Origin of the sequence: Robertmurraya sp. FSL W8-0741, from assembly GCF_038004005.1 — a bacterium.
Classification (GTDB): Bacteria; Bacillota; Bacilli; order Bacillales; family Cytobacillaceae; genus Robertmurraya; species Robertmurraya siralis.
The window spans coordinates 4,736,421-4,759,165 of record NZ_JBBOQG010000001.1 but is presented as its reverse complement, the minus strand read 5'-3'; the positions used below and the strand labels follow the sequence as shown (position 1 = coordinate 4,759,165).

General features: G+C 37.6%; 20 protein-coding genes and 1 riboswitch. Of the genes, 16 read left to right on the top strand and 4 right to left on the bottom strand.

Features of this window, described 5'->3' with window-relative positions; all coding sequences use genetic code 11:
- Positions 1–288: 288 nt before the first annotated feature.
- Positions 289–2,034, top strand: coding sequence for a methyl-accepting chemotaxis protein (locus NST02_RS23175; protein WP_340949890.1), 1,746 nt, complete (start codon positions 289–291; stop codon positions 2,032–2,034).
- 133 nt (positions 2,035–2,167) lie between these two features.
- Here the strand turns inward: NST02_RS23175 and NST02_RS23170 are convergent, their stop codons facing one another.
- The 3 genes from NST02_RS23170 to NST02_RS23160 form a co-directional block, all read right to left on the bottom strand.
- The gene (locus tag NST02_RS23170; protein WP_340949889.1) at positions 2,168–2,983 is read right to left on the bottom strand and encodes a hypothetical protein; all 816 of its coding nucleotides are present in this window, start codon (positions 2,981–2,983) and stop codon (positions 2,168–2,170) included.
- Positions 2,980–3,498, bottom strand: coding sequence for an RNA polymerase sigma factor (locus NST02_RS23165; RefSeq protein WP_212934322.1), 519 nt, complete (start codon positions 3,496–3,498; stop codon positions 2,980–2,982). Before NST02_RS23165 ends, NST02_RS23170 begins: the two co-directional genes overlap by 4 nt.
- 151 nt (positions 3,499–3,649) lie before the next feature.
- Positions 3,650–3,796 carry a hypothetical protein gene (locus NST02_RS23160; protein WP_340949888.1) on the bottom strand — a complete coding sequence of 49 codons (147 nt, stop codon included), beginning with the start codon at positions 3,794–3,796 and terminating at the stop codon, positions 3,650–3,652.
- A gap of 98 nt (positions 3,797–3,894) precedes the next feature.
- On the opposite strand from NST02_RS23160, the gene NST02_RS23155 reads away from it, so the two are divergent.
- From NST02_RS23155 to NST02_RS23120, 8 genes are all read left to right on the top strand, one after another.
- Positions 3,895–4,554, top strand: a complete 660-nt coding sequence (locus NST02_RS23155) for an OmpA family protein (RefSeq protein ID WP_095312928.1) — start codon at positions 3,895–3,897, stop codon at positions 4,552–4,554.
- Positions 4,555–5,160: 606 nt separating this feature from the next.
- Entirely contained in the window at positions 5,161–6,447 is a 1,287-nt protein-coding gene (locus tag NST02_RS23150; protein ID WP_095312993.1) for an ABC transporter substrate-binding protein, read from the top strand.
- Positions 6,448–6,732: 285 nt separating this feature from the next.
- Positions 6,733–7,689, top strand: a complete 957-nt coding sequence (locus NST02_RS23145) for a carbohydrate ABC transporter permease (protein ID WP_095312991.1) — start codon at positions 6,733–6,735, stop codon at positions 7,687–7,689.
- On the top strand, positions 7,682–8,530 hold the full coding sequence (locus NST02_RS23140) for a carbohydrate ABC transporter permease (RefSeq protein WP_095312926.1): 849 nt from the start codon (positions 7,682–7,684) through the stop codon (positions 8,528–8,530). The genes NST02_RS23145 and NST02_RS23140 overlap by 8 nt, the downstream gene beginning before the upstream one ends.
- Positions 8,531–8,623: 93 nt before the next feature.
- Positions 8,624–9,640 carry a LacI family DNA-binding transcriptional regulator gene (locus NST02_RS23135; protein ID WP_095312924.1) on the top strand — a complete coding sequence of 339 codons (1,017 nt, stop codon included), beginning with the start codon at positions 8,624–8,626 and terminating at the stop codon, positions 9,638–9,640.
- 73 nt (positions 9,641–9,713) lie between these two features.
- Positions 9,714–10,625: an ROK family protein gene (locus NST02_RS23130; protein WP_095312922.1), complete on the top strand. Its 912-nt coding sequence runs from the start codon at positions 9,714–9,716 to the stop codon at positions 10,623–10,625.
- Positions 10,626–10,665: 40 nt separating this feature from the next.
- Positions 10,666–12,099: a glycoside hydrolase family 1 protein gene (locus NST02_RS23125; protein ID WP_095312920.1), complete on the top strand. Its 1,434-nt coding sequence runs from the start codon at positions 10,666–10,668 to the stop codon at positions 12,097–12,099.
- Positions 12,100–12,333: 234 nt separating this feature from the next.
- Positions 12,334–13,458 (top strand): 3D domain-containing protein, encoded by a 1,125-nt coding sequence (locus NST02_RS23120; protein ID WP_340949883.1) that lies wholly within the window; start codon positions 12,334–12,336, stop codon positions 13,456–13,458.
- Between the two features lie 196 nt (positions 13,459–13,654).
- Positions 13,655–13,805, top strand: a riboswitch (adenosylcobalamin (AdoCbl) riboswitch).
- Between the two features lie 110 nt (positions 13,806–13,915).
- On the opposite strand, the gene NST02_RS23115 is transcribed toward NST02_RS23120, so the two are convergent.
- Positions 13,916–14,143, bottom strand: coding sequence for a hypothetical protein (locus tag NST02_RS23115; protein ID WP_340949882.1), 228 nt, complete (start codon positions 14,141–14,143; stop codon positions 13,916–13,918).
- Between the two features lie 140 nt (positions 14,144–14,283).
- Between NST02_RS23115 and NST02_RS23110 the strand changes: the two genes are divergently transcribed.
- From NST02_RS23110 to eutA, 7 genes are all read left to right on the top strand, one after another.
- The gene (locus NST02_RS23110; RefSeq protein ID WP_340949881.1) at positions 14,284–16,332 is read left to right on the top strand and encodes a methyl-accepting chemotaxis protein; all 2,049 of its coding nucleotides are present in this window, start codon (positions 14,284–14,286) and stop codon (positions 16,330–16,332) included.
- Positions 16,333–16,861: 529 nt separating this feature from the next.
- Positions 16,862–18,001 (top strand): 1-propanol dehydrogenase PduQ, encoded by a 1,140-nt coding sequence (locus tag NST02_RS23105; protein ID WP_095312914.1) that lies wholly within the window; start codon positions 16,862–16,864, stop codon positions 17,999–18,001.
- Between the two features lie 216 nt (positions 18,002–18,217).
- Positions 18,218–18,562, top strand: coding sequence for a BMC domain-containing protein (locus tag NST02_RS23100; protein ID WP_137744721.1), 345 nt, complete (start codon positions 18,218–18,220; stop codon positions 18,560–18,562).
- Between the two features lie 9 nt (positions 18,563–18,571).
- Positions 18,572–19,009: a EutP/PduV family microcompartment system protein gene (locus NST02_RS23095; RefSeq protein WP_095312988.1), complete on the top strand. Its 438-nt coding sequence runs from the start codon at positions 18,572–18,574 to the stop codon at positions 19,007–19,009.
- 26 nt (positions 19,010–19,035) lie between these two features.
- A complete protein-coding gene (locus NST02_RS23090; RefSeq protein WP_137744705.1) occupies positions 19,036–19,608 on the top strand; it encodes an ANTAR domain-containing response regulator in 573 nt (190 codons plus the stop codon).
- Positions 19,601–20,986 (top strand): sensor histidine kinase, encoded by a 1,386-nt coding sequence (locus tag NST02_RS23085; RefSeq protein ID WP_340949879.1) that lies wholly within the window; start codon positions 19,601–19,603, stop codon positions 20,984–20,986. Before NST02_RS23090 ends, NST02_RS23085 begins: the two co-directional genes overlap by 8 nt.
- A 314-nt stretch (positions 20,987–21,300) precedes the next feature.
- Complete coding sequence (gene eutA / locus NST02_RS23080) at positions 21,301–22,731, top strand: ethanolamine ammonia-lyase reactivating factor EutA (RefSeq protein ID WP_137744703.1); 1,431 nt, start codon at positions 21,301–21,303, stop codon at positions 22,729–22,731.
- The last annotated feature ends 14 nt before the right edge of the window (positions 22,732–22,745 follow it).

The window sequence follows — 22,745 nt, the reverse complement described above, 5'->3', positions numbered from 1 at the left end:
ACTTAAAAATGCTCTTATGTCACCGTGTAATTTACCGTTCATGAAAAAATAACGACCGTTCATGAACAAATTCCAAAATGAAAGGGAAATTATGCTAGACTACAATTTAAATATAGCAACTGGAAAGAAAAGGCTAAAAAATTTGTCGTCTGATGTAAGCGGTTGCTGTTGTTGGGGAATATCACTGAAAACAGGATGATGTAATTAACGGGACGCAGCGAGCGTACTGTCTTTATAATATATATGGATTTTGATTTAATCAACTATCGTAGAAAGAGGTTGGAGATTGTGAGAAAATCGATTGCATATCGTATATTGTTTATCCTAATATTTTTAACAGTTCTTATTGCATTAAATACGATATTAAGTGGAGTAACAAACACACAAGTAAAACTATCTGCGGATATCATGGTAGAGTCTTTTCTCAAACTGGAAAAAGAGCAGGTTAAATTGGCAAAAGAAATGGGTCAGATTGATTTGTCTGTACAAACCTATATTTTAGGGAATGAAAAAGACAAAGGAGAAATATCAGAAGCGATTTTAACTCATACGGAACAGGCAAATATCAGCCTAAATGAGATTGAAAGCATAACGAATGAACTCTCGGAAAAAGCAATGAACAGTATACTTCATGATGCCTATAAACCATACATGGAGGACATGGAAGGTTTCCTCCAACAGGCTGGGACGATGGCTGAACATATTCAAAAGGATGATGTGGCAGCAGCTAATGGAAGCTATAATGCTTTAGAAACATTGTCTGCTGCTATGGGAGAGTCGGGAGATCATTTTCAGACAGTTCTAAATGAACGTATCGACCATGAAAACTCTTTGATTCATTCAAGAATAAGTCGATCGACTGTTATTGTGTGGTCAATGGCGGCAATCTTTATTATCACAGTTGCTGTTACTTTTTGGTTGTCTTTGAAAACGATCATTACTCCTCTGAAAAATGCTCACACAAATCTGAGGAATATCATCGCAAAACTGGAGAACAATGAAGGGGATCTGACGGTTCGATTAGAAAGCAGATCGGAAGATGAAGTGGGTCAAATTATAACTGGCATTAATCGTTTCTTAGAGACTTTACAAAATGTAATCATTGCAATCAAAACGAGTTCCAACGAAATTAATAAGTCCACGAAAAATATTAGTGTGCAAATAGGGCAAAGTCAGGACGCCACCTCTAATATTTCTGCCAGCTTAAATGAGCTGTCGGCAGGGATGGAAGAAGTGAGTAGTATGATACAGAACATAGATGCTGGAGCACAAGAAGTTCTGTCAGAAGCAAATGTTCTAGCCGATCATGCAGAGTCAAACTCCAATCAGGTTGTTGAGATCGTCGAGCGTGCTGATGAGATTCTCGCCCAGTCCAATCAGAGTAAATTAGAGATGGCATCGGTGGTAGAGGAGATTAAGCAGGCAATGGATACGGCGATCAAGAATAGCCAGTCTGTAGAGAGAATTAAGCAGCTTACTGCAGATATCTTAACGATTTCATCACAAACCGATTTATTAGCGCTTAATGCATCTATTGAAGCATCAAAAGCAGGAGAGGCCGGAAAAGGCTTTGCAGTAGTGGCAGAAGAGGTGCGGAAATTATCAGAGAGTACAAAGAAATCTGCAACAGACATCCAAAATACGAGTGCATTGGTTACAACCTCAGTAGCTGATCTTGTTCAAAATGCTAATAAAATCATGTCTTACATAACGAAGAAAGTGTTGGACGATTATGACGTTTTTGTGGAGCAGGCAAAAACATATAAGGTGGATGTGGATACGATCAACGAAATGCTCGTTCGTTTAACAAAAGCCTCAGGAGATTTAAGAAAGATATCTACAGATATGGCTTATGGCATCCAAGGAATTACAGCTGCTGTTGAGGAAAGTACAGAAGCAATGATTCTATCTAATGAGAATACAGCGAATTTATTAAGCTCTATTTCCGTTATTTCCGATGAGGTTGCGAAAAATCGTGAAATCGTAATGGATTTAGACAATCAAGTTAACAGCTTTAAAAAGGTTGAGAAATAATAATAAATAGGGTTAAGGATGTAACAAATAACCGTGAATACCGAGAGGAATGATTCTCGGTATTCACGGTTAACATTTGACATTGAACCCTTTTAACAAACAGTGTTCTCTATTTTTACAAAATTCTCTTTAGTTAAGGTGTCCATTCTGCACTAATAATCGCGACGAGTTCCCAATTTGAAGCATTATTAGGTTCAAATACTAGAAATACACTTTTCCAATCTTCATACACGGGTTCTTTATAAAACTCGACGATTTTTGCTTTAGGGAATTTTGCCTGAATGCGTTCGTTCAAGTCGCTGCGCTGTGTTTGCGAGTCAAACATTTTATTATCAGAGTTAAGGAAAGTATCTGGTTTTAAGTACCTATCCATGTAACCTGTCGGCGTATATTTAAGCTCCATATTGGCGTCACCATAGCCCCAAAAATACTCCGTGTTATCTTCTAAAAGTGCAGGAACTTCATCCTTTTCAAAAACAGCGGAAAACTGTTCGATGTAGTCATAGAGGGATAAGAACAGCCCTTTTTCTGAATGGACGAAACTTGATAATAAATCCATATCTCGGTTGCGAAGGGCATCGTATATTTCTGTTGCTTTTTCTTCAACGGATACCTGCTTTTCTTCGGTAATCTCCAAATTTTTTTTGTCCTGATCCTGCAGATTTTCCCGTTCATTCAAGTTAGGTGTTTGAGTTTGTTCTCCTATTTGCTCTCCATGATTCATCACAAAGCTTAAACCTAATATACTAATTAAAACAATTGCCGCTGCTGATGCAACTCCTATTTGTAACCTTTTCATGAGCGGATGTCTCCCTTCCGGTTGTTGGACCTCTACATCGTTTAGGGCATTCATGATATGCTGATGCATACGGTCTTGTTTTGATTTACTCATGCTATGAGTGGGTAATTTACTAAGCTTATCCTCTAAATTATTTTGGTTATTTTTCATTTGAGGTCCTCCTCACTGATTTGCTGCCGCAATGCCTTTATGGCGCGGTGATAATTTGTGCGTACCTCTGTTTCCTTACAATTTAATATTTGCGCTGTCTCCCGTACGGATAATCCTTGAATACCCCTTAGGATCATCACCTCTCGAAATTTCCTCTTCAATCTAGAGATGGTGAGATAAAGCTCTTTCTGTTCCTCATTTTTTAAAAGGATATGCTCCGGATTAGCGCTTGTTTGCTGCTCCCAAAAGCGCTCATCGAATGTTGTACTGTTTTTGCTAATCTTTGTCTCTTTTTTTCTGGCTTCGTCTATCGCTGTATTTCGGGCAATGGTGAAGAGCCAAGTTTTGGGTGAGGCTTGATTCTTGTAAGAGTGAAGACCGCGCCCAGCTTTTATAAAAACCTCTTGCACTAAATCCTCTACATCTGTTGTACAGGTGTAGTAAACCAAAAAGTTGTAGACATCATTGCTGTATAGGTAAAACCATTCTGAAATAGTCTCTCTAACATTTGTCATAAAGTGAGGGTCCCCTTATAATTGAATTCACCTTATTAGACGGGTGAAATATTAATTTGTGTCAAAGATTTTTAGAATGGTCATTATGGAGAATTGATGGCAGAGTTTTAATTTTTATAGCAGCTTTTGCTAAGTGGATGCTGCTCGCTTGTCAATGAAAGGTTGAGTCAAAGTTAACTGGAGCAAATGCAAAAGGCATGATAGAAGTTATATAAGGAGCCACTGCCCAATCGTCCCTCCTGTCTTCGTTCATCAAACTTTTCTCCCATTCTCTTCTATTTAATTTGTTCACTACCATAACTTCCTTCCTGTTTTGGGTGAATATTTAATTTTATTTTAGAAAATAAAGTAAAATTAAAATAGCTAAGCTTTTATGATTAAGGAGGAATAATAAACGTGAAATTATTCAATTTTATTTTTTTGCTTGTTTTTACTGTTTTCTTGATCACAGGCTGCAGTGAGAAAAACCAAGAAACAGCTAAAAATAATGAAGGTTCTAATAATGTGAACGAAATTGCGGAGGATGAAGAGGACTCACAATTTAAGCCAGGCACATTCGAGCCGGGTAATTTTGAGCCAGGCAACTTCGAACCGGGCACGTTTGAACCAGGCGATTTTGAGCCGGGAACGTTCAAACCGGGAACGTTTTCTCCGGGTAATTTTGATGAAAATGTAACGATTTCGGTAGAAGAGAGTGAAATCGTAATTGAAGTTCCGAGCAATCTATTATTTGATTTTGACAAAAGTGAATTAAAATCGGATGTCATTGAAACGCTTGATCAGTTAAGTGAGGAGCTTAATATGTATGAAGGTGCCAATGTCTGGATAAATGGTCATACTGATAGTCAAGGAGACGAAATATATAATCAAAAGTTGTCGGAAGAGAGAGCACGAGAAGTGCAAAGCTATTTAGAGAAAAAAGTAAATTTGGAAACAATAAGCATTGAAACAAAAGGGTTGGGCCAGACAATGCCGATTGCATCGAATGAGACGGAAGAGGGAAGAGAGAAAAACCGCAGAGTGGAGATTGTAGTAGAACCTTTGCAGAAAAAATAATGGCTTTTCAAGTCTAAAAAATTAGTTTGACAAGTCCTCTTCTTCAATAATCGTTGAGATAGCATCGATATCACGGGTATCGGTGGAGATGTTTGAAGAAGTAATCGAAATTAGTGATGAAGAATTACATACGATTCAAAAACTGGTTTAGAAGCAAGGACACTTTTAGAGTTAAAGAATAATGTCAGTAAACTTCTCTTAGGGAGTAAGTCAATAAAGTAAATCGAGGGGCTTCTCGCAGGTAATTAATTAGGTGAGAGGCTTCTTTTGGGACAACAAGGAAACCGGTTTCTAAAATAATAAAAAAATGTAAAAAATCTTTTTAAAAATGATGGTTATCAAGGTAATTAAGAGATTTAAAGATGTTGAATTGTTTATTTTCAAATAATTTATGTTAATTTATTTAATTTTAAGGGTTGATTTTTAAATAATATGCCATTATTATGGAAATGTAAGCGATTACTTGTTGAGTTTTGGTCTTTTACGAAACCGGTTTCCTAAAATGTGATGGTTTTATATTGGAGGTGTTCATTTCTTTAACAAATCTTTACAGGATAAAAACTATAAAAATATTAAATTGTTTAAGGGGGCATAAACTTGAAAAGTATGAAGAAAATGGCCATATTTGGAATCTCGTCACTGCTGGCGCTGTCTCTAGCAGCTTGTAGCGGAAACAATAAGGATGCAACAAGTGATCCTAAGGATAGTGATGAAGAAATTACGTTGGATTTCTGGACTTTTGGTGCGACTGGGTATGAAGAATTGGCAAAGGAATATGAGAAGGAAAATACGAACATAAAAATTAAAGTAAAATCATCTGAAACAGCCGATCATCATGATGCATTGTTTACTGCATTATCGGCTGGAAGTGGCGCACCAGATATTGCGATGCTAGAGATTGATCAATTTGACCGTTTTAAGGTTGCTCAAGATCGATTCGAGAATTTATATGATCTCGGCGCAAACGATGTGAAGGATCAGTATTTGGATTGGAAATGGAAGAGTGGAGAAAATACGGAAGGTGACTTCTTATTTGGTTTGCCAACAGATATTGGACCGAAAGCATTGTACTATCGTACCGATTTATTTGAAGAAGCCGGTTTGCCAACTGATCCAGAAGAGGTAGCTACTCTCATTAATTCTCCAGAAGAATTCGAGAAAGCCGGTTTACAGGTGAAAGAAAAAACTGGAAAGCCTTTTGTTGATAGTATCGAAATGGCGTTCAGAGCGTACTTAGATGCTGCAGGAACAGCGTATTTAACTCCTGATAATGAATTGAATTTAGGAGCTGACAGTGAGGTTAAAAAAGCATACGACTATGCGGTTCGTTTAAATGATCTCGGAATTGTAGGAAAATTTGAAATGTGGAGTCCGGAGTGGGCTAACGCGGTTAATAATGGTGAGTTTGCGGCAGAGCTTGGTGCAGGCTGGTTAAAAGGTTGGATGGAAGGAAATGCCCCTGATGCTGCTGGGAAGTGGAATGTTGCGACATTGCCAACTGAATTTGCTGCAAACTGGGGTGGCTCTTATATTGCTGTTCCAAAGGAAACGAAACATGCACAAGCAGCTTATGACTTTATTGAATGGCTTGTTTCACCGGAAAATCAATTAAAGTCATTCCAAAGCCATGGATTATTCCCATCGGCCCAATCGGTATATGATATGGACGAATTCAAGTCAAATGCAGATGAATTTTTCGGCGGGCAAGCAACAGCGCCTGTATTTGCTGAAGCTGCACAAGACATTGCAGGCATTCCATATAAAGGTGAAAAGTACTTCCCGATTCATAACGAAATTTTGAATGCTCTTAAGAACGTTCAAAATGAAGGAGCAGATCCAGAAAAAGAATGGGAAGCTGCTGTGAAGCGCGCTCAAGATTTATTAAATCGATAATTTACTAGAATGATAGCGGTCGGCTTACAGATGCAAGCCTTTGAAAAAAGCTTGAGACGTAAGCCGACCATCTTTACATTGACAACTTCACAACTGGAAGGACTGTCCTATGTTGAAATAGAAAGGCTTTTTTCGTAATGGTTGCTCTAGCATCGAGGCGGCGAAAAGTGCCGTACCTAAATAATATGCAGGTGTAAATGTTTGCTTTCTATCATAGAAAAAAGTCGGACGTTTACAAAAAACGATATTCATTACGAAAACAGCGAAGAGAAAAGAGGCGTGAAAATGAACTCGATTAGTAAGAAAGCAACTATATTTAAAAGAAAGAAATACAGGTCAGAAGAGAAAAAGGACATGATTTCTGGATATTTATATATAGCGCCTTTCTTCATTATTTTTACACTTATTGGTCTATATCCGGCCCTTTTTAGCATTTTCTTGGCCTTCCAGAAATGGAACGGTTTAAGTCCAATGACATTTAACGGGTTGGCTAATTTTCAAACCGTATTAACGGATCCCCTATTTTGGAAGTCGGTTTACAATACGATTATCATGGGGATACTGGGCACTGCTCCGCAATTAGTGGTTGGTCTAGTCCTCGCTTATTTATTGAATATGGCTTTTCTTAAGTTTAAAAGTTTTTTCCGTGTCACCATTTTTATGCCTTATCTAACTTCAATGGTTGCGGTCGCGCTCATTTTTAGTGTGCTGTTCAGTAATCATGAATCCTCCTTGGCCAATTTCGTGTTGACCAACTTCTTTGGACTTGATCCAATCGCATGGAAAGCATCGGAATGGGGAACAAAAATTGCCATTTCAATTATGGTTTTCTGGCGCTGGGTCGGGTATAACACGATTATCTATCTGGCGGGAATTCAAAGCATTCCCAATGATTTATACGAGGCAGCGACAGTTGATGGAGCCAATAAATTTCAGCAACTTTTTTATATTACGATCCCAATGCTAAAGCCTTTTATCATCTTAACGGTATTTACTTCAACGGTCGGAGCAATGCAATTATTCTCTGAGCCAACTGTGTTTTTAGGTAGGGATGCCTTTACAAGGGACGAAGCAATGACGATTGTTATGTACTTATATCGAGATGCATTTCGATTGCAGTCCTTTGGTACTGCGTCAGCAACCGCCATTATTTTATTGGTCATCATCACCGTGTTTGCTGTTTTCAATCTTAAGTTAACACAAGGATTTGGAAGGAAAAAGAGAGGTGGGGCAGATGAGTAAACAACACAATCAAAGACGTAAAAAATTCTCCATCGGCCGAATATTCGTCTATTTATTTTTAACGCTCGCTTCCCTTGTTTCGCTATTTCCTTTTTATTGGATGTTTGTGATGGCGACAAGGCCGAGCGCCGCTTATAACTCGATTCCACCAACTCTTACACCGGGAAATATGATGGTTGAAAACTTTAAAAAGGTGCTGAATCAAATTGACTTCTTTGGCGGAATGTGGAATTCTTTTATTCTCTGTGCTGTGGTGACCATTGTCGTTCTATTCATTAGTTCATTAGCTGGTTTTGCGTTTGCCAAGTTTAAATTCCCAGGCAAAAATGCTCTTTTTGTAGCAATTTTAGTTACGATGATTATCCCTCCGCAGCTAGGGCTCATTCCGCAATATTTCTTAATTTCTAATGCGGGTCTTTTGGATACATTACCAGGAGTAATGATTCTATTCTTTTTAAATCCTTTAGGAATTTTTCTCATGAGGCAATATATAGCTGAGGGTGTTCCAGATGAATTAATTGAAGCGGCGAAATTGGATGGGTGCTCCAATTTTAAAATTTACTGGCGCATTGTCTTGCCGATTATCTTACCGGCATTTGCTACTTTAGGAATTATCGTTTTCACTGCTGTTTGGGGAGAATTCTTATGGCAGTTCACCATTTTAAGGGATCCAGAAATGTATACGATTCAGGTAGCGTTGGCTCAGTTGAGCAATACCAATAATATTGATTTTGGCATGATTTTATCTGGTGTTTTCTGGGCAACTGTTCCATTACTAGTTATTTTCTTGCTGTTTAACCGCTTATTTATATCTAGTATTACGGAAGGGTCTGTAAAATAACCAATTTTTCCTACCCTGCTATTGTTTCATTTTCAAACTCCCTGTAATCTAACATTAAGAGAGAATTTAGATGGAAATAGAAGGGATAACATAATGAGTTTAACGATAGATGATATTGCAAAAATGGCAGGAGTATCACGTTCAACGGTTTCAAAAGTGATAAATAACTATGGCGGAATCAGTGAAAAAACAAAGAAAAAGGTCATGACCGTTATTACTGAAATGGGATATGCACCAAATTTTTCTGCACGTTCACTGGCAACAAAGAAGTCAAATCTCATTGGTCTTATCTACGCTGGTAAGATCAATGTAGATATGACCCATCCGTATTTCAATGAAGTTATTTCGACCTTTAAAAAAAATATTGGTCTGTTAGGTTATGATTTGTTAATGTTTTCCAATGAACATTTTCAAGGCAGCTATTTAGCAAGATGTAAGCATTTTAATTTGGACGGCTGTTTAATCATTGCTGGTGAAGAAGTAGAGAGTGCGACATATGAGCTCGCAGAAAGCGGTTTTCCTTGTATTGGGATTGATATCGAATTAACCGGACCAAGAGCAAGTTATGTCATGACAGATAATGTCAATTTATCGAGAAAAGTGGTAGAGCATTTCTATTTGAATTCCATTAGAAAAATTGGCTATATTGGTGGAATGCGTGAATCCGTTATTTCCAATCTTAGATTGAAAGGATTCACCGATGCTATGAATCAGTTTGGCCTGGAAGTTCATGAGGAATGGATTCAATATGGGGATTTCCAAGAAGAGAGCGGTTATGTCTCCATGAAGAACATGCTCAAGTTAAAGAATTATCCAGAAGCTATTTTTGCTGCATCCGACTTAATGGCATTGGGTGCGTTAAGGGCTATTGAAGAAGCTGATCTTCAAACACCAAGAGATATCCGAATTGTTGGATGTGATGATATTGCTGCTTGCCGATACAGCGCCCCAAAACTGACTACAGTTAAACAGGATAAGGAGAAAATCGGTAAATTATCAGCTTATATGTTGAATGATTTGATTGAAGGACAATCAAAATTAAAGCCTGTGTTTACTGACTCTGAACTCATCGTTAGGGAATCATGCGGCACGAATAAAACCTTCTGGTAATTGGTTCAAAGCTTCAAACCTTTTAATTATACATTAACAACAAGATTTGTATGGGGTGATAGGAGGTTTTTTGGTGGACTATTTTGCAGTTTTTGATGTGGGAGGTTCTGCAATAAAATACTCTCTAATGGATGAGACAGGCGCATTTTTAGAGAAATCTTCTGTTGCTACTCCGAAGGACGGGCTTGATTCCTTTCTTGATATTATCGATTCCACGGTTAAAAATTTTCAAAAAAACCATGAAATAAGCGGCATTGCTTTAAGCATGCCTGGAGCAGTAGATGTGGATTCGGGCTTTATTAAAGGAATTACAGCCATTGAATATATTCATGGACCCAATATAAAAGAAATGATTCAAGAACGGACACAGCTCCGTGTTGAGCTAGAAAATGATGCAAATTGCGCAGGGTTAGCTGAAGGGTGGATTGGCGCTGCAAAGGGAATTAAGGATTATATTTGCATTATCATCGGCACTGGCATTGGAGGAGCGCTTGTCCTCGATCAAAAAATTCGCCATGGTAAAAACCTGTTCGGCGGGGAATTTGGATACATGTTGCTTGAAGATTATTTAAACCAGCCAATCGGGGAGTCGTGGAGTGCGTTAGCTGCAACAGGAGGGCTGATTATCCAAGTTGCGAAGCGAAAAGGCCTGGAACCTGCTGCTCTTGATGGGCGAAAAATATTTAAGATGGCGGATGAAGGCGATCAGGAAGTGCAGGATGAAATAGAGAAATTTATGAAGCGCCTGGCTGTAGGTATTTATAATTTACAGTATATTATTGACCCGGAAAAAATTTTAATCGGTGGTGCGATTAGCAAACGTGAAGGGCTTATTGAGCAAATTAATGAAAAGTTAAAACTTATGAAACCGAATCATGAGTGCTTGGATATTCACGTTGAACCATGCCGATTTGGAAATGACTCCAATTTAATTGGAGCTCTATATCATTTTTTGCGAAGAACAGCGAATCTTTCTAACCAGTAAAATGTGAACGATCAAAATTTAAGCACGGGGGTGTTAGAAATTGATACATGAAAGACTAAAACCATTTCCGCATGAATTTTTATGGGGTTCGGCATCTGCCGCTTATCAAGTAGAGGGAGCATGGGATGAAGACGGAAAAGGGCCATCCAATTGGGATCAATTCGTCCGTATTCCCGGAAAAACGTTTAAAGGGACAACAGGTGATATCGCTGTGGACCATTACCATCGATATAAAGAAGATGTGCGTCTCATGGCAGAGATGGGATTAAAAGCGTATCGCTTTTCTGTTGCTTGGACACGAATCTATCCTCAAGGTAAAGGGGATATAAATGAAAAAGGCTTGTATTTTTACAGTAACTTAATAGATGAGCTTATTAAAAATAAGATCGAACCTATATTAACACTCTATCATTGGGATTTGCCGCAAGCATTGCAGGATGAATATGGCGGTTGGGAATCGCGGGAAATTATTCAGGATTTCACAAACTATGCGATTACTTTATTTGAGCATTTTGGCGACCGAGTAAAGTATTGGGTGAGTCTAAACGAGCAAAATATTTTTACTAGTTTTGGATATAGAACAGCTCTGCATCCTCCAGGGGTAAAAAATGAAAAGCTTTTTTATCAGGTGAATCATCATGCCAATCTAGCAAATGCTAGTGCTATTAAAGAATTTCGAAAGTATGTACCAAATGGCAAGATCGGGCCGAGCTTTGCCTATTCACCCTCTTACCCAGCTTCTTCAAAACCAGATGATATTCTTTCTGCGGAAAATGCTGAGGAACTAAATGCCCATTGGTGGATGGATGTGTATGCGTGGGGCACCTATCCACAAGTTGCGTGGAAGTATTTAGAGGAGAAAGGTTTAACACCATCTGTTGAAGACGGGGATTTCGAATTACTCAAGGATGGGAAACCGGATTTCATGGGAGTAAACTATTATCAAACGACAACTTTTGAACAGAATCCGCTTGATGGTATTGCCGAAGGAAAATTGAATACAACCGGAAAAAAAGGTTCCTCTCAAGATACCGGGGTACCCGGCCTTTTTAAAACAGTTAAAAACGCCCATTTAGAAAGGACGAATTGGGACTGGAATATTGATCCGACTGGTCTCAGGATTGCTTTGAGACGGATTGCCAATCGCTATAAATTGCCAATTTTAATTAGCGAGAACGGCTTAGGTGAATACGATAAGCTGGAAGAGGGTCTCGTCAAGGATGATTATCGGATCAATTACTTGCAAGTACACATAAAAGCCGTTCAGGAAGCTATTTCCGACGGAGTCAATGTCCTTGGCTACTGTACATGGTCGTTTACTGATCTTCTAAGCTGGTTGAACGGCTTTCAAAAACGATATGGTTTTGTTTATGTGAATCAACATGAAGAAGGGGAACACGATCTCCGCCGCATTAAAAAGGACAGTTTTTTTTGGTATAAAGAAGTGATTGAAACGAATGGGCGCAAGCTATAATGATTGAAAAGCGCTTTTGCGAAAGGATTTAAAGTAAACTTTATGGATTGTTAATATTTAAATGGTGCCTCGCGAAAATGGTATGAATTTTTGCGGGGCTTTTTTTGCAAGAATAAGTGTCGTAAACATTCAAATTTAATATTTGCAACGATTTGTATCGCTATTTTAATATAATTGTAATCAAAATACCCCTGCTCCTATGTTATAAATAATGTATTAGGAAGGGGTTGTCTTATGCATTCCTTAAAAAGGGGAGCCATCGCTCTAACAAGTGTAGTTTTATTTTCAACAAGTATTGTGGCAAATGCAGAAACAAGTCAAGGAATGATCACTTCTAGTCAAAACAAACTTCAGCAAAATGCTGAAAAGATAAATGAAAAAAAAGTTGAAAAGCAGGAAATAGCGGCTGAACTGCAAAATGTTCAAAAAGAGTTGAAAGCCATCGAGACGGAAATCGTAAAGACGACTGAAACGATCAATGCTCTTGAAGAAAAAATAAATAAAACGAAACAAATAATTGAAGATAAAAAAGAAGAAATCATTGTGCTTCAGGATAAGGTACATACCCGTAAAGAAGTAATGGAAGATCGGCTGGTTTCTTTGCAGCATAATGATCAGGTGAATGCGATTGTAGCCATTCTACTCAATGCTGAGAGTATTACTGATTTATTTGAACGGGTGTCAGCAGTTACGACGATCCTGGGAGCGGATAAAGATTTGCTAGAACAACAGAGAGCGGATCTTGCAAAGATTGAAGAAGAAAAAATAGCGATTGATCAACAAGAAGAAAACTTGGAAAAACAATATACCGAATTAGCTGCTAATCAAGCAACCTTGGATAACAGTTTGCAGAAAAGACAACAAGAATTGGCTGCTGTTCAAGCAAAATATGATGCGGTGAATAATGAGATCCATCTCGCGGAAAAAGAGAAGGAACTTTTTCAAAAACAATTAACTCAAGCTCAAAACAAGTTAAAACAAGAACGTCAAAATGCAGTTAAGACAGCTAATGTCGTTAATCAAAATAAAACACAGGCTAAAAGTAGGGCATCAAAGGAAAATAGCACCGTTAAAAATACCATGTATGTCACCGCTACTGCCTATAGTCATGAAAGTTCAAAAACAGGATTAACGTATATGGGTTATAATATTAGAAAAAATCCAAATATGAAATTGATCGCTGTAGACCCTTCTGTTATTCCACTCGGTTCCAAAGTATGGGTGGAAGGCTATGGTGAAGCGATCGCAGGTGATACGGGAGGTGCTATTAAGGGTCATAAAATTGACGTATTAATGCCAAACGATGCTCAAGCAATAAGATGGGGACGAAAAGTAGTTAAAATTTCTATATTAAATTAGTAACGACGAGGGCGCTTTAAGAAAAAGCGCCCTCGTCGTTTAGTTTATATGACTGTTTGATTAACTGTTCATTTTTCAACCAGGAGCGGCAATGATGTATGGGTGTAAATGGAGGAGGAAAAAACTTATGAATGATTTGCGAAAAACGGATCATTATAGATGAATTTTATGGATGAATTTGTTAGTATAAAAATATAAACAAAAATATAACGGTTTCAGGTAAAGGAAGTTGGTGAAAGTCCAACACGGTCCCGCCACTGTGAAAGGTTTAGCCTTAAGTCAGGTCATTTATCTGAAGATCGTGTAGAAAAAACAAAATGATCTCGAGGTAGGATCTTTTTGTTAACGGCGTAGTGAAAAGAACCTCACTATGCCTTTTTGTTTAAAATCACAATGTTGTGGTTTGTATGAAGTGAAGATGCTTCCAGCTGTCAAATTATTGACAGAAAAAGGGCCCTTATTGTAAAGTTGAGTTAGGCACAATGGCGTGTAAACAAAGCAAAGAAGCTTTATGGAAAGAAATTCTTTCTATTAAAGCTTCTTTTTTTTTATTTTCACGCAATTGCAAATTATCATTTACCTTTAGTTGCAGACTAAAAGGCATAGGTCTATTTGCCTGTTTAATAGATGGTAAATTTAGACCGAAATAGTGCATAGGGGGCCAAACTATTAAACCGTCTATCACAATTGGAGAACTCAAAGTTCAGCCGAAAAGAAGGTGGTAATATAAGGGGATTGGCAAACCTAATGAAAACTCCATGATTTAAGTTAGAAAGAAACATCGATTAAAGAAGATGAAATGACTTTTAGAAAGTGGGGAAAATAGTGAAATTCAAAAGTGTGAAAATGCGTACTCTATCATTAATTCTGCCGTTATTATTACTCATATTAGGGGCAATAATTGTTTTTTCTTATATCAGTTCAAAAAATATACTGGAGCAGCAAATTGAAGAGCGCATGAATAATCAACTGGAGAGTATTACAGAGACAATTGGCAAAAGCTTGGTAGCACATAGTAAAATACCAGAGTTAATCGCGAGACAAGTTGAAATATCCCCAAAGGATTACTCTTTAAGCACCTATGAAGAAATGTTATTAAATGCTATTCCGTCAAATGATTCAACGTTCGGTGGTGGAATATTCTTTGAGCCGTTCAAATATAAAAATGACGTTGAGTATTTCTCAGCATTTGCTTATTGGGACGAGGGTTCTATAAAAACAACTCAGGAGTACAGTGATTCAGCGTTCAATTATACGGCGCAGGATTGGTACACGATTGTCAAGGAGACTGATCAAAGTGTTGTATTTACAAGTCCCTATTTGGATACGAATGTTGATGTATCAATGGTTACAGCAAGTGCTCCATTTTATGATGATCAGGATAACTTCATGGGAGTCGCAACAGGCGACATTGATTTAAGTGAAATCCAAAAAATGATTCGTGATACGAAAGTAGAGGAAACCGGTTACTCCTTTTTAATAGATAAGAATGGGACATATATAGCAGATCTTGAAGCTGAAAAGGCAATGCAAGTAAACATACAAGACGATCCGAACACAGCGCTTGCAAAATTAGGAAATCAAATAGTTGAGAACGACGATGGAATTCTCCATTTTCAAGATCAGACAGGAGATTATTCACTGTTTTTTAAAAAAGAACCGCTTACAGATTGGACAATCGGCCTTGTCGTTCCAGATAAAGAATTATACGCTTCTTTGACATCATTATTTAGAAATCTAATGATTGTAAGTTTAATAGGAGTAGCGTTCGTAGTTGTCATTATTCTGTTTTATAGTAGATGGATCGTAAAAAATATAAACGATGTAAACGGAATGGCCGAAAAAATTGCAGATGGAGATTTGAGTTATACATTAACGACGAATAGTCAGGATGAGTTTGGTCAAATGGCAGCGCATTTAAATCGAATGAAAGATAATTTGGCAGAAATTATTCAAAAAGTTAGTTTACAGTCCCAGCAGGTTGCTGCTACTTCTGAACAGTTATCCGCCAGCGCTGAGGAGTCAAGCAAAGCTACTGAGCAAATTACGTTGGCTGTTCAGGATGTAGCAACGGGATCTGAACAACAAGTTGAAAATACAACGATTTCAACCAATCGGGCGAATGAAATATCAAATGTCATTGAGGAGGCCCTGGATGCAACTGCCACAATTACGAAATTAATAACGGAAACAAATAAAAAGGCGAATGCGGGGAGTGAGGTGGTCGCCAATACATTAAAACAAATCGACTTTGTTCATCAAGCGACCACTGAAACAGCAAGCAGTGTAGATAGATTGGGAGAAAAATCAAACCAGGTAACTCAAATCGTTGATATGATTTCAAATATTGCGGAGCAAACCAATTTACTGGCGTTAAATGCTTCAATTGAAGCAGCAAGAGCTGGTGAACATGGACAAGGTTTTTCAGTGGTTGCAAATGAAGTGAAAAAACTAGCCGAGCAATCGAGTGATGCAACGAAAGAGATTTTTAACATTATACAAGAAATAAAAAATGAGACAGAAAGAACCGTCTCCGCTATGAATGATAATAAACAATCCGTTCAGGATAGCATAGAACTTGTTTATAAAACAGGGGACACTTTTAAAGAAATTGTTCAAATGATCGTGAATGTTGTTAATAATTCAGAGGAAGTTTCAGCGATTTTGAATGAAGTCCAAGCGAGCACTCAAAATATGGTTCCTGAGATTAAAGCTGTATCAGATATTGCCAAACAATCAGCGGAAAATATTCAGAATGTAGCGGCAGCATCGGAAGAGCAGAACGCTTCAATGGAGGATATCACCGCTTCCGCCTCGGTATTAAGCAGCATGGCCCAAGAATTACAAGAAGCGATAAGCAAATTCCGAGTATAATGTTAAAGCGACAAGCTTCTTAAAACAACAATGATAACATACATGCAGATGGAATCGTTACGAATTTGTGATAAGCTTTGACAAAAATAAATCTTAGTAGTAATCTTGAACTGAACACAATGACGTGTAGAAAAAAGCAGAGAAGCTTTATAGATAAGATGAGTTCATCTTTCTGTAAGGCTTCTCTTTTTTTGTTTGGCTTTGTTATATGTTGGTGTTGCTCTTTACTCATAATGAAAGTCGTGTGAAGCTTTGGTTCCCAGAACATGAGCCCAAAATCGCTCTACTTACAATATCGTTTAACAAGTTTAGAAAAGAAGGTTTACTTTCCATTATTGTATTTACCTCAAGCACAAGCAGGGAGGACCAGAGCAAACTTTTGGGATAAGTCAAGAAAGGGTCTTATTTATTGAAGAATGACGAAGGAATTTGCGAAAAATCTCAGCCCTAGCAGGTATCATTTGTACTTGAATCGTTTTGAAGATGCCCTGCGTGTTTTTCATTTGATGATTAGAAAGGAGAGACAGAAGTGAAGGAATTTTATTTACCAACGAAAATATTTATGGGAGACGATGCTCTCGATCGCCTAGAGCAACTAACAAATGAAAATATTTTTTTAATCACAGATCCTTTCATTGAAAAGTCTGGGATGTTGGATGAAGTGTTAGCACGTATGAAAGGTAGGAACAATGATTTTGAGGTTTTTAGCGAGATCGTACCCGATCCACCTATTGAGACCGTAGTTTCCGGAGTAAAGGTAATCGAGGAATTAAACCCTGGTGTTATTATCGCCTTCGGAGGCGGTTCCACAATTGATGCTGCAAAGGCCATCAAGGATTTCGCGATAAAACTATCGATTCTAAAAACAGAGCCAAAGCTAATTGCGATTCCGACAACAAGCGGTACAGGGACAGAAGTAACATCATTTTCTGTCATTACTGACCAAGAGAAACAGTTGAAATATCCTATTGTTTCTGATTCATTATTACCGCAAGAGGCAATACTTGCTCCTAATTTAGTGAAATCAGTTCCTCCTGCTATAACAGCAGATACAGGGATGGATGTTTTAACCCATGGTATCGAGGCTTATGTCTCCATCAATGCTACTGATTTTTCAGATGCCTTTGCGGAAAAAGCGATTCAATTAATCTTTGAGTATTTACCAAGGGCATATAAAAATGGTGAAGATCTTGAAGCAAGGGAAAAAGTGCATCACGCCTCTTGTTTGGCGGGGATCGCCTTTAATATTGCAGGGCTTGGTATTAATCATAGTATTGCCCATGCTAGTGGAGCCCATTTTCATATTCCACATGGTAGAATGAATTCGCTTCTTTTAACAACTGTGATTGAATTTAATGCTGATATCCAGGATTTTTCAAATCGTCATTATAGTAATGCTGCGAAAAAATATGCAAAACTAGCAAAGATACTGGGTCTTTCTTCTACGAATTGTAGAATCGGCGTCAAAAATTTAAATCAACATATACGCCTTTTACAAAAAGAGCTCGATATGCCCACATCACTTCGGCAATGTGGTGTAACTTACGATCAAGTTGTTAAAGAGAAAAGGGTGATTAGTGAAGCCGCATTAATCGATGCTTGTACGAAAACGAATTGTAAGATTCCAGCCATAGAAGATTTAGAAAAGATTATTGAATCAATCAAATAAATTCATTAATAATTCACAAAAATTTGATTGACAACGTTTCCAGCTTTGATAAAATAATTAGAGAAGGCACAAGGTAGTGCTGATTAAACTTCGAGGGCAAAGGGGCTTTTGAAAAAAGTTATGTTTAACTTTTTCAAAGGCTCCTTTTTTCAATCCAATGAATCGAGGATACTTAATTTATTGGACAAAATCAAATAGAAGAACGGATGGATGAACATGGAAGAAAGGGCAAGGGTTATACAGGAATATGTTCCTGGGAAACAAGTCACTTTAGCCCATATTATTGCAAATCCTACTCCAGATTTGAAAAAAAAGTTAGGCCTTAATAATCAAAGTATGAATGCGATTGGAATATTAACGATCACACCTAGTGAAGCCTCTATTATCGCTGCTGATATTGCGACAAAATCAGGTAGCGTTGAGATTGGATTTGTCGATCGCTTCAGCGGCTCCGTTGTCATTACGGGAGATGTATCTTCAATTGAACATGCATTAAAAGAGGTCATAAGTGGACTAGCCGAGATCTTAAAATTCTCAATCCCAACCATCACAAGGACTTAATGCTTTATGATGAAAAAGATTATTTTCATAGGCAAAACAGGCAGTGGGAAAACAACACTATGTCAGAAGCTACATGGTGAAAACATTGAATACAAAAAGACACAGGCTATCGTTCCTTTTGAGTATGCGATTGATACCCCAGGAGAATACATTGAGAATCGCTTTTATTATAAAGCGTTAATTGTCTCTGCGGCTGACGCTGATTTTATTGGGCTTGTGCACGATTGTACGGAAGAGTATAACTATTTTCCTCCATCGTTTGGCTCCGTTTTTCCGAAGCCTGTAATAGGAATCATTACAAAAATTGATTTAGCAAAAAGTAAAGAGGATATTCTCCTTTCTGAAAAGTATTTAAAATTGGCAGGGGCAGATCGGATATTCCCTATTTCCATATCTTTAGAAGAAGGAATGAAAGAATTAAAAGATTATTTGCAAGGAACCATTTAAATAATTTTTGATTAAGGAGAAGCGATATGAAAAGTCAAATTGTAATAGTCGATGATGAACCTATTACAAGAATGGACATTCGTGATTTGTTATGTGAAGCAGGCTTCGATGTTGTAGGCGAGGCTTCAGATGGCTTTGAAGCAATTGACGTATGTAGAAATTATGTACCTGATTTAGTTATCATCGATATAAAAATGCCTGTATTAGACGGGCTAAAAGCTAGTAAAATTATTAAACATGATAAGCTTGCAGGCGGTATTTTACTGCTTAGTGCCTTTAATGATCTTGACTATATTCAGCAAGCCAAAGATGTTGGAGCACTGGGGTATTTAGTAAAGCCATTGGACGAAAAATCGTTTATTCCAACGGTTGAGGTGGCGATTGCCAGAGGTCAAGAAATCAATAAACTAGGCAATGATTATGAGAAAATATCAAAAAAGCTTGAAGATCGAAAAGTTGTTGATATGGCGAAAGGCTTGCTAATGAAGGATAAGAAAATATCGGAAGATGAAGCTTATCATATGCTGAGGCAATTGAGTATGAATCGCCGTTGTTCAATGGGAGAAATTGCTCGAACAATTGTGATTATGTATGAATAGAAAAACAAACATCCCTTTTTTATGTCAAAAATATAGCAGCCTAACGAAAGAGGATATTAATAAAATAATAGACGTTGCCGATTCTATTGATGTAGTTGGTGATTCTTTAGACTGCGATATTTTTATCGACATTCCCTCACGGCAAAAAGACGGTGCAATCGTTGTCTATCATGTTAAGCCAAGAATAAAATCTATCTATAAACATTCTCCTACCGGGCAAAGGGCTGAAATTGGCAATGAGCCTGGAGTGTGGCAAACGTTGCAAACGGGAAAAGTGTCGAAGAATATTAAAGCAAAAACTCAAGAAGGACGTTACATAACACAAAACATTTACCCGATCTTTAACCGTGAAAAGGTCATTGGCACATTAATTATGGAAAGAGACATAAGTTATAATATTATGCATTTCAGCATGAACCATAAAGCCAATTATGATATGTCGTCAACATTAATTTTAATAAAAAATTTAAATGATTACTTGGATGATGCCATTCTAATTTTTGATCATACAGGAAAACTTCTGACAAAAAATGTGAAAGCAGATATCCTTTTTCACAGCCTAGGATTTACAGAAGAAAATGAAGGAAAACATTTTAACGAGCTAAGGCTCATTGATATGACCTTTGAACAGTTTTTACAAGCGGATAACACTCAGCATGAGATAAAAATCGGAAACTTTTATTTTTTAATGAAAAAAGTGATGGTACCTAATGGTGAAAGGAAATTAGCGATTATTTTGCAAGACATTACTCAGTTAAAGGATAAAGATGCAGAAATTTCAATGAAGACAGTAGCTATTCGGGAAATTCATCATCGAATAAAGAATAATTTACAAACAATTGCCTCCATGCTTCGGCTACAGTCGAGGAGAAGTGAAAGTGAAGAGGCAAAAAAAATTTTAAAAGACAGTCTTAATCGAATCCTATCAATTGCGGCAACACACGAATTATTGTCAAAACAATTGAGCGATGAGATCAACTTAATAGAGGTCATCGATTTCGTCTTGAAAAATTTGCAAGCTAGCTATACGGAAAGTGACGAAATTCAACTGTTTTTCACATTTAACGAGGAATTTTTAATCGAGAGTGATAAAGCAACTGTCATTGCGTTAATTGTTAACGAATTAGTACAAAATTGTTATGATCATGCCTTTAAAGGATTGGAGAAAGGCGAAATTATTGTAGATGTTAACAAACAAAATGAGATTGTAACGATCAATGTTCAAGATAATGGTGTAGGCTTTATATATACAGAAGAAATAGAAAAAAGCCTTGGTTTTTCAATTGTTCAAAGTTACGTACGAGATAAGCTGCGGGGCAAATTAGGGATTACAAAAAGAGAAAAGGGTACTGATGTCTTCTTTAGGTTTACTGTATAATTAACATTTCAAAAGTTAATATGTTGATATATGACGCAGTGTTGCGGCAGAAGTCCGAAAGCAAAGAGGCTTAAGGTTATAAGTTCTATTTCCGATTTGGAAACAGCTATAACTTTAAGCCTTTTTTCTATATAAACCATATTGTTGATTAAACAACCTTTGCCTCATTTTATGTGGAATTTTCCTTTGCTGAAAAGGTCCTCTAGTCTCGCGCGCCAGCACGACGGTCTCCTTATCAGCCAAGCCGTGTGGGATGCGCAAAAATGTAATTGAAAAAATGTTGCTCTTAGTTGGAATTAAGGGAGGTGAGCAAATTGAGTGAGAACATGTTAAGTGTGGGGATCGATATTGGCACATCTACTACACAATTAGTCTTATCGATGCTCACAATTGAAAACATGGCATCCAATTTTACTGTACCAAGGATCGTGATTGTTGATAAGCGGGTCATTTACAAAAGTGCGATTATTTTCACTCCGATTTTAGAAGATAACAGAATTGACATGGAAAAGATAGAGAGTTTTGTAGAACAGCAATATGTGGCTGCAGGAATACAAAAGGAGGAAATTCAAACAGGGGCAGTGATTATTACTGGGGAAACTGCCAGAAGAGAGAATGCCAATGAGGTGTTACGAGCATTAAGTGGCTTTGCCGGCGATTTTGTTGTGGCTACGGCCGGACCTGATCTAGAAAGCATTATCGCAGCAAAGGGGGCGGGAGTTCATAACTATTCGCAAGAACACTCAACTTCGGTGATTAACATTGATATTGGAGGTGGGACCAGTAATCTAGCTTTCATCCATAACGGAGAAGTAGTAGATACAGGGTGTTTAGACCTTGGAGGGAGACTAGTGAAAGTTGATCGACAGACAAAAGAAATTACATACATCTCTCCAAAAATTCAAGAGCTTATTGAGATGAAAAAACTGTCTATCCGATTAGGAGATACTGCAACCGAGGATAAATTAGCTCCCTTAATTAAGGAAATGGTTCAATTAGTCAAGGTAAGTGTAGGGATGGAGGTTCATTCTCCTTTTTACGAAAGATGTCTTACCCATAAAGGATTAAAAAGAAATCAAAACGCAAATTGCATATCCTTTACTGGAGGTGTTGCGGACTCTATTTATAACGATTATGAAGGAGACCCGTTTCTGTATGGAGATATAGGGATTTTGTTTGGTACAGCTATTCGTCAATCGAGTATTTTAGAAAATTTCACATTAGTCAGACCGGATGAAACGATTAGAGCAACAGTTGTTGGAGCAGGCTCGCATACAACCGAGATCAGTGGAAGCACGATTACGTATACGGGAGATTTTTTTCCAATCAAAAATATTCCTGTTTTGAAATTGGCAAGCGATGAAGAGAGACTGGCTCCAGAAGAGTTCGGTGAAAGAATAAAAGAGAAATTGGAATGGTTTAAGGTTGATGGAAGGCTAGAACATGTTGCTATTGCTTTGCGAGGCAAACATAGCCCTACTTTTAAAGAAATTGAAAAATTGGGGACTGGCTTAGCTTTAGGCTTGGCAGAGTTAATGTCGAAAGAATCCCCGATTATTATCATTACGGAAGAAGATATTGGGAAAGTTCTAGGGCAAACACTCTTTTCCCAAACAGGTAATGAAGAAAAGGTGATATGTCTAGACGGAATAAAGGTAGAGAACGGAGACTACATCGATATTGGGAAACCAATAGCAGACGGAAAAGTGCTGCCGGTCGTGATTAAAACATTAGTATTTCATTAAACAGGATTTGAGAG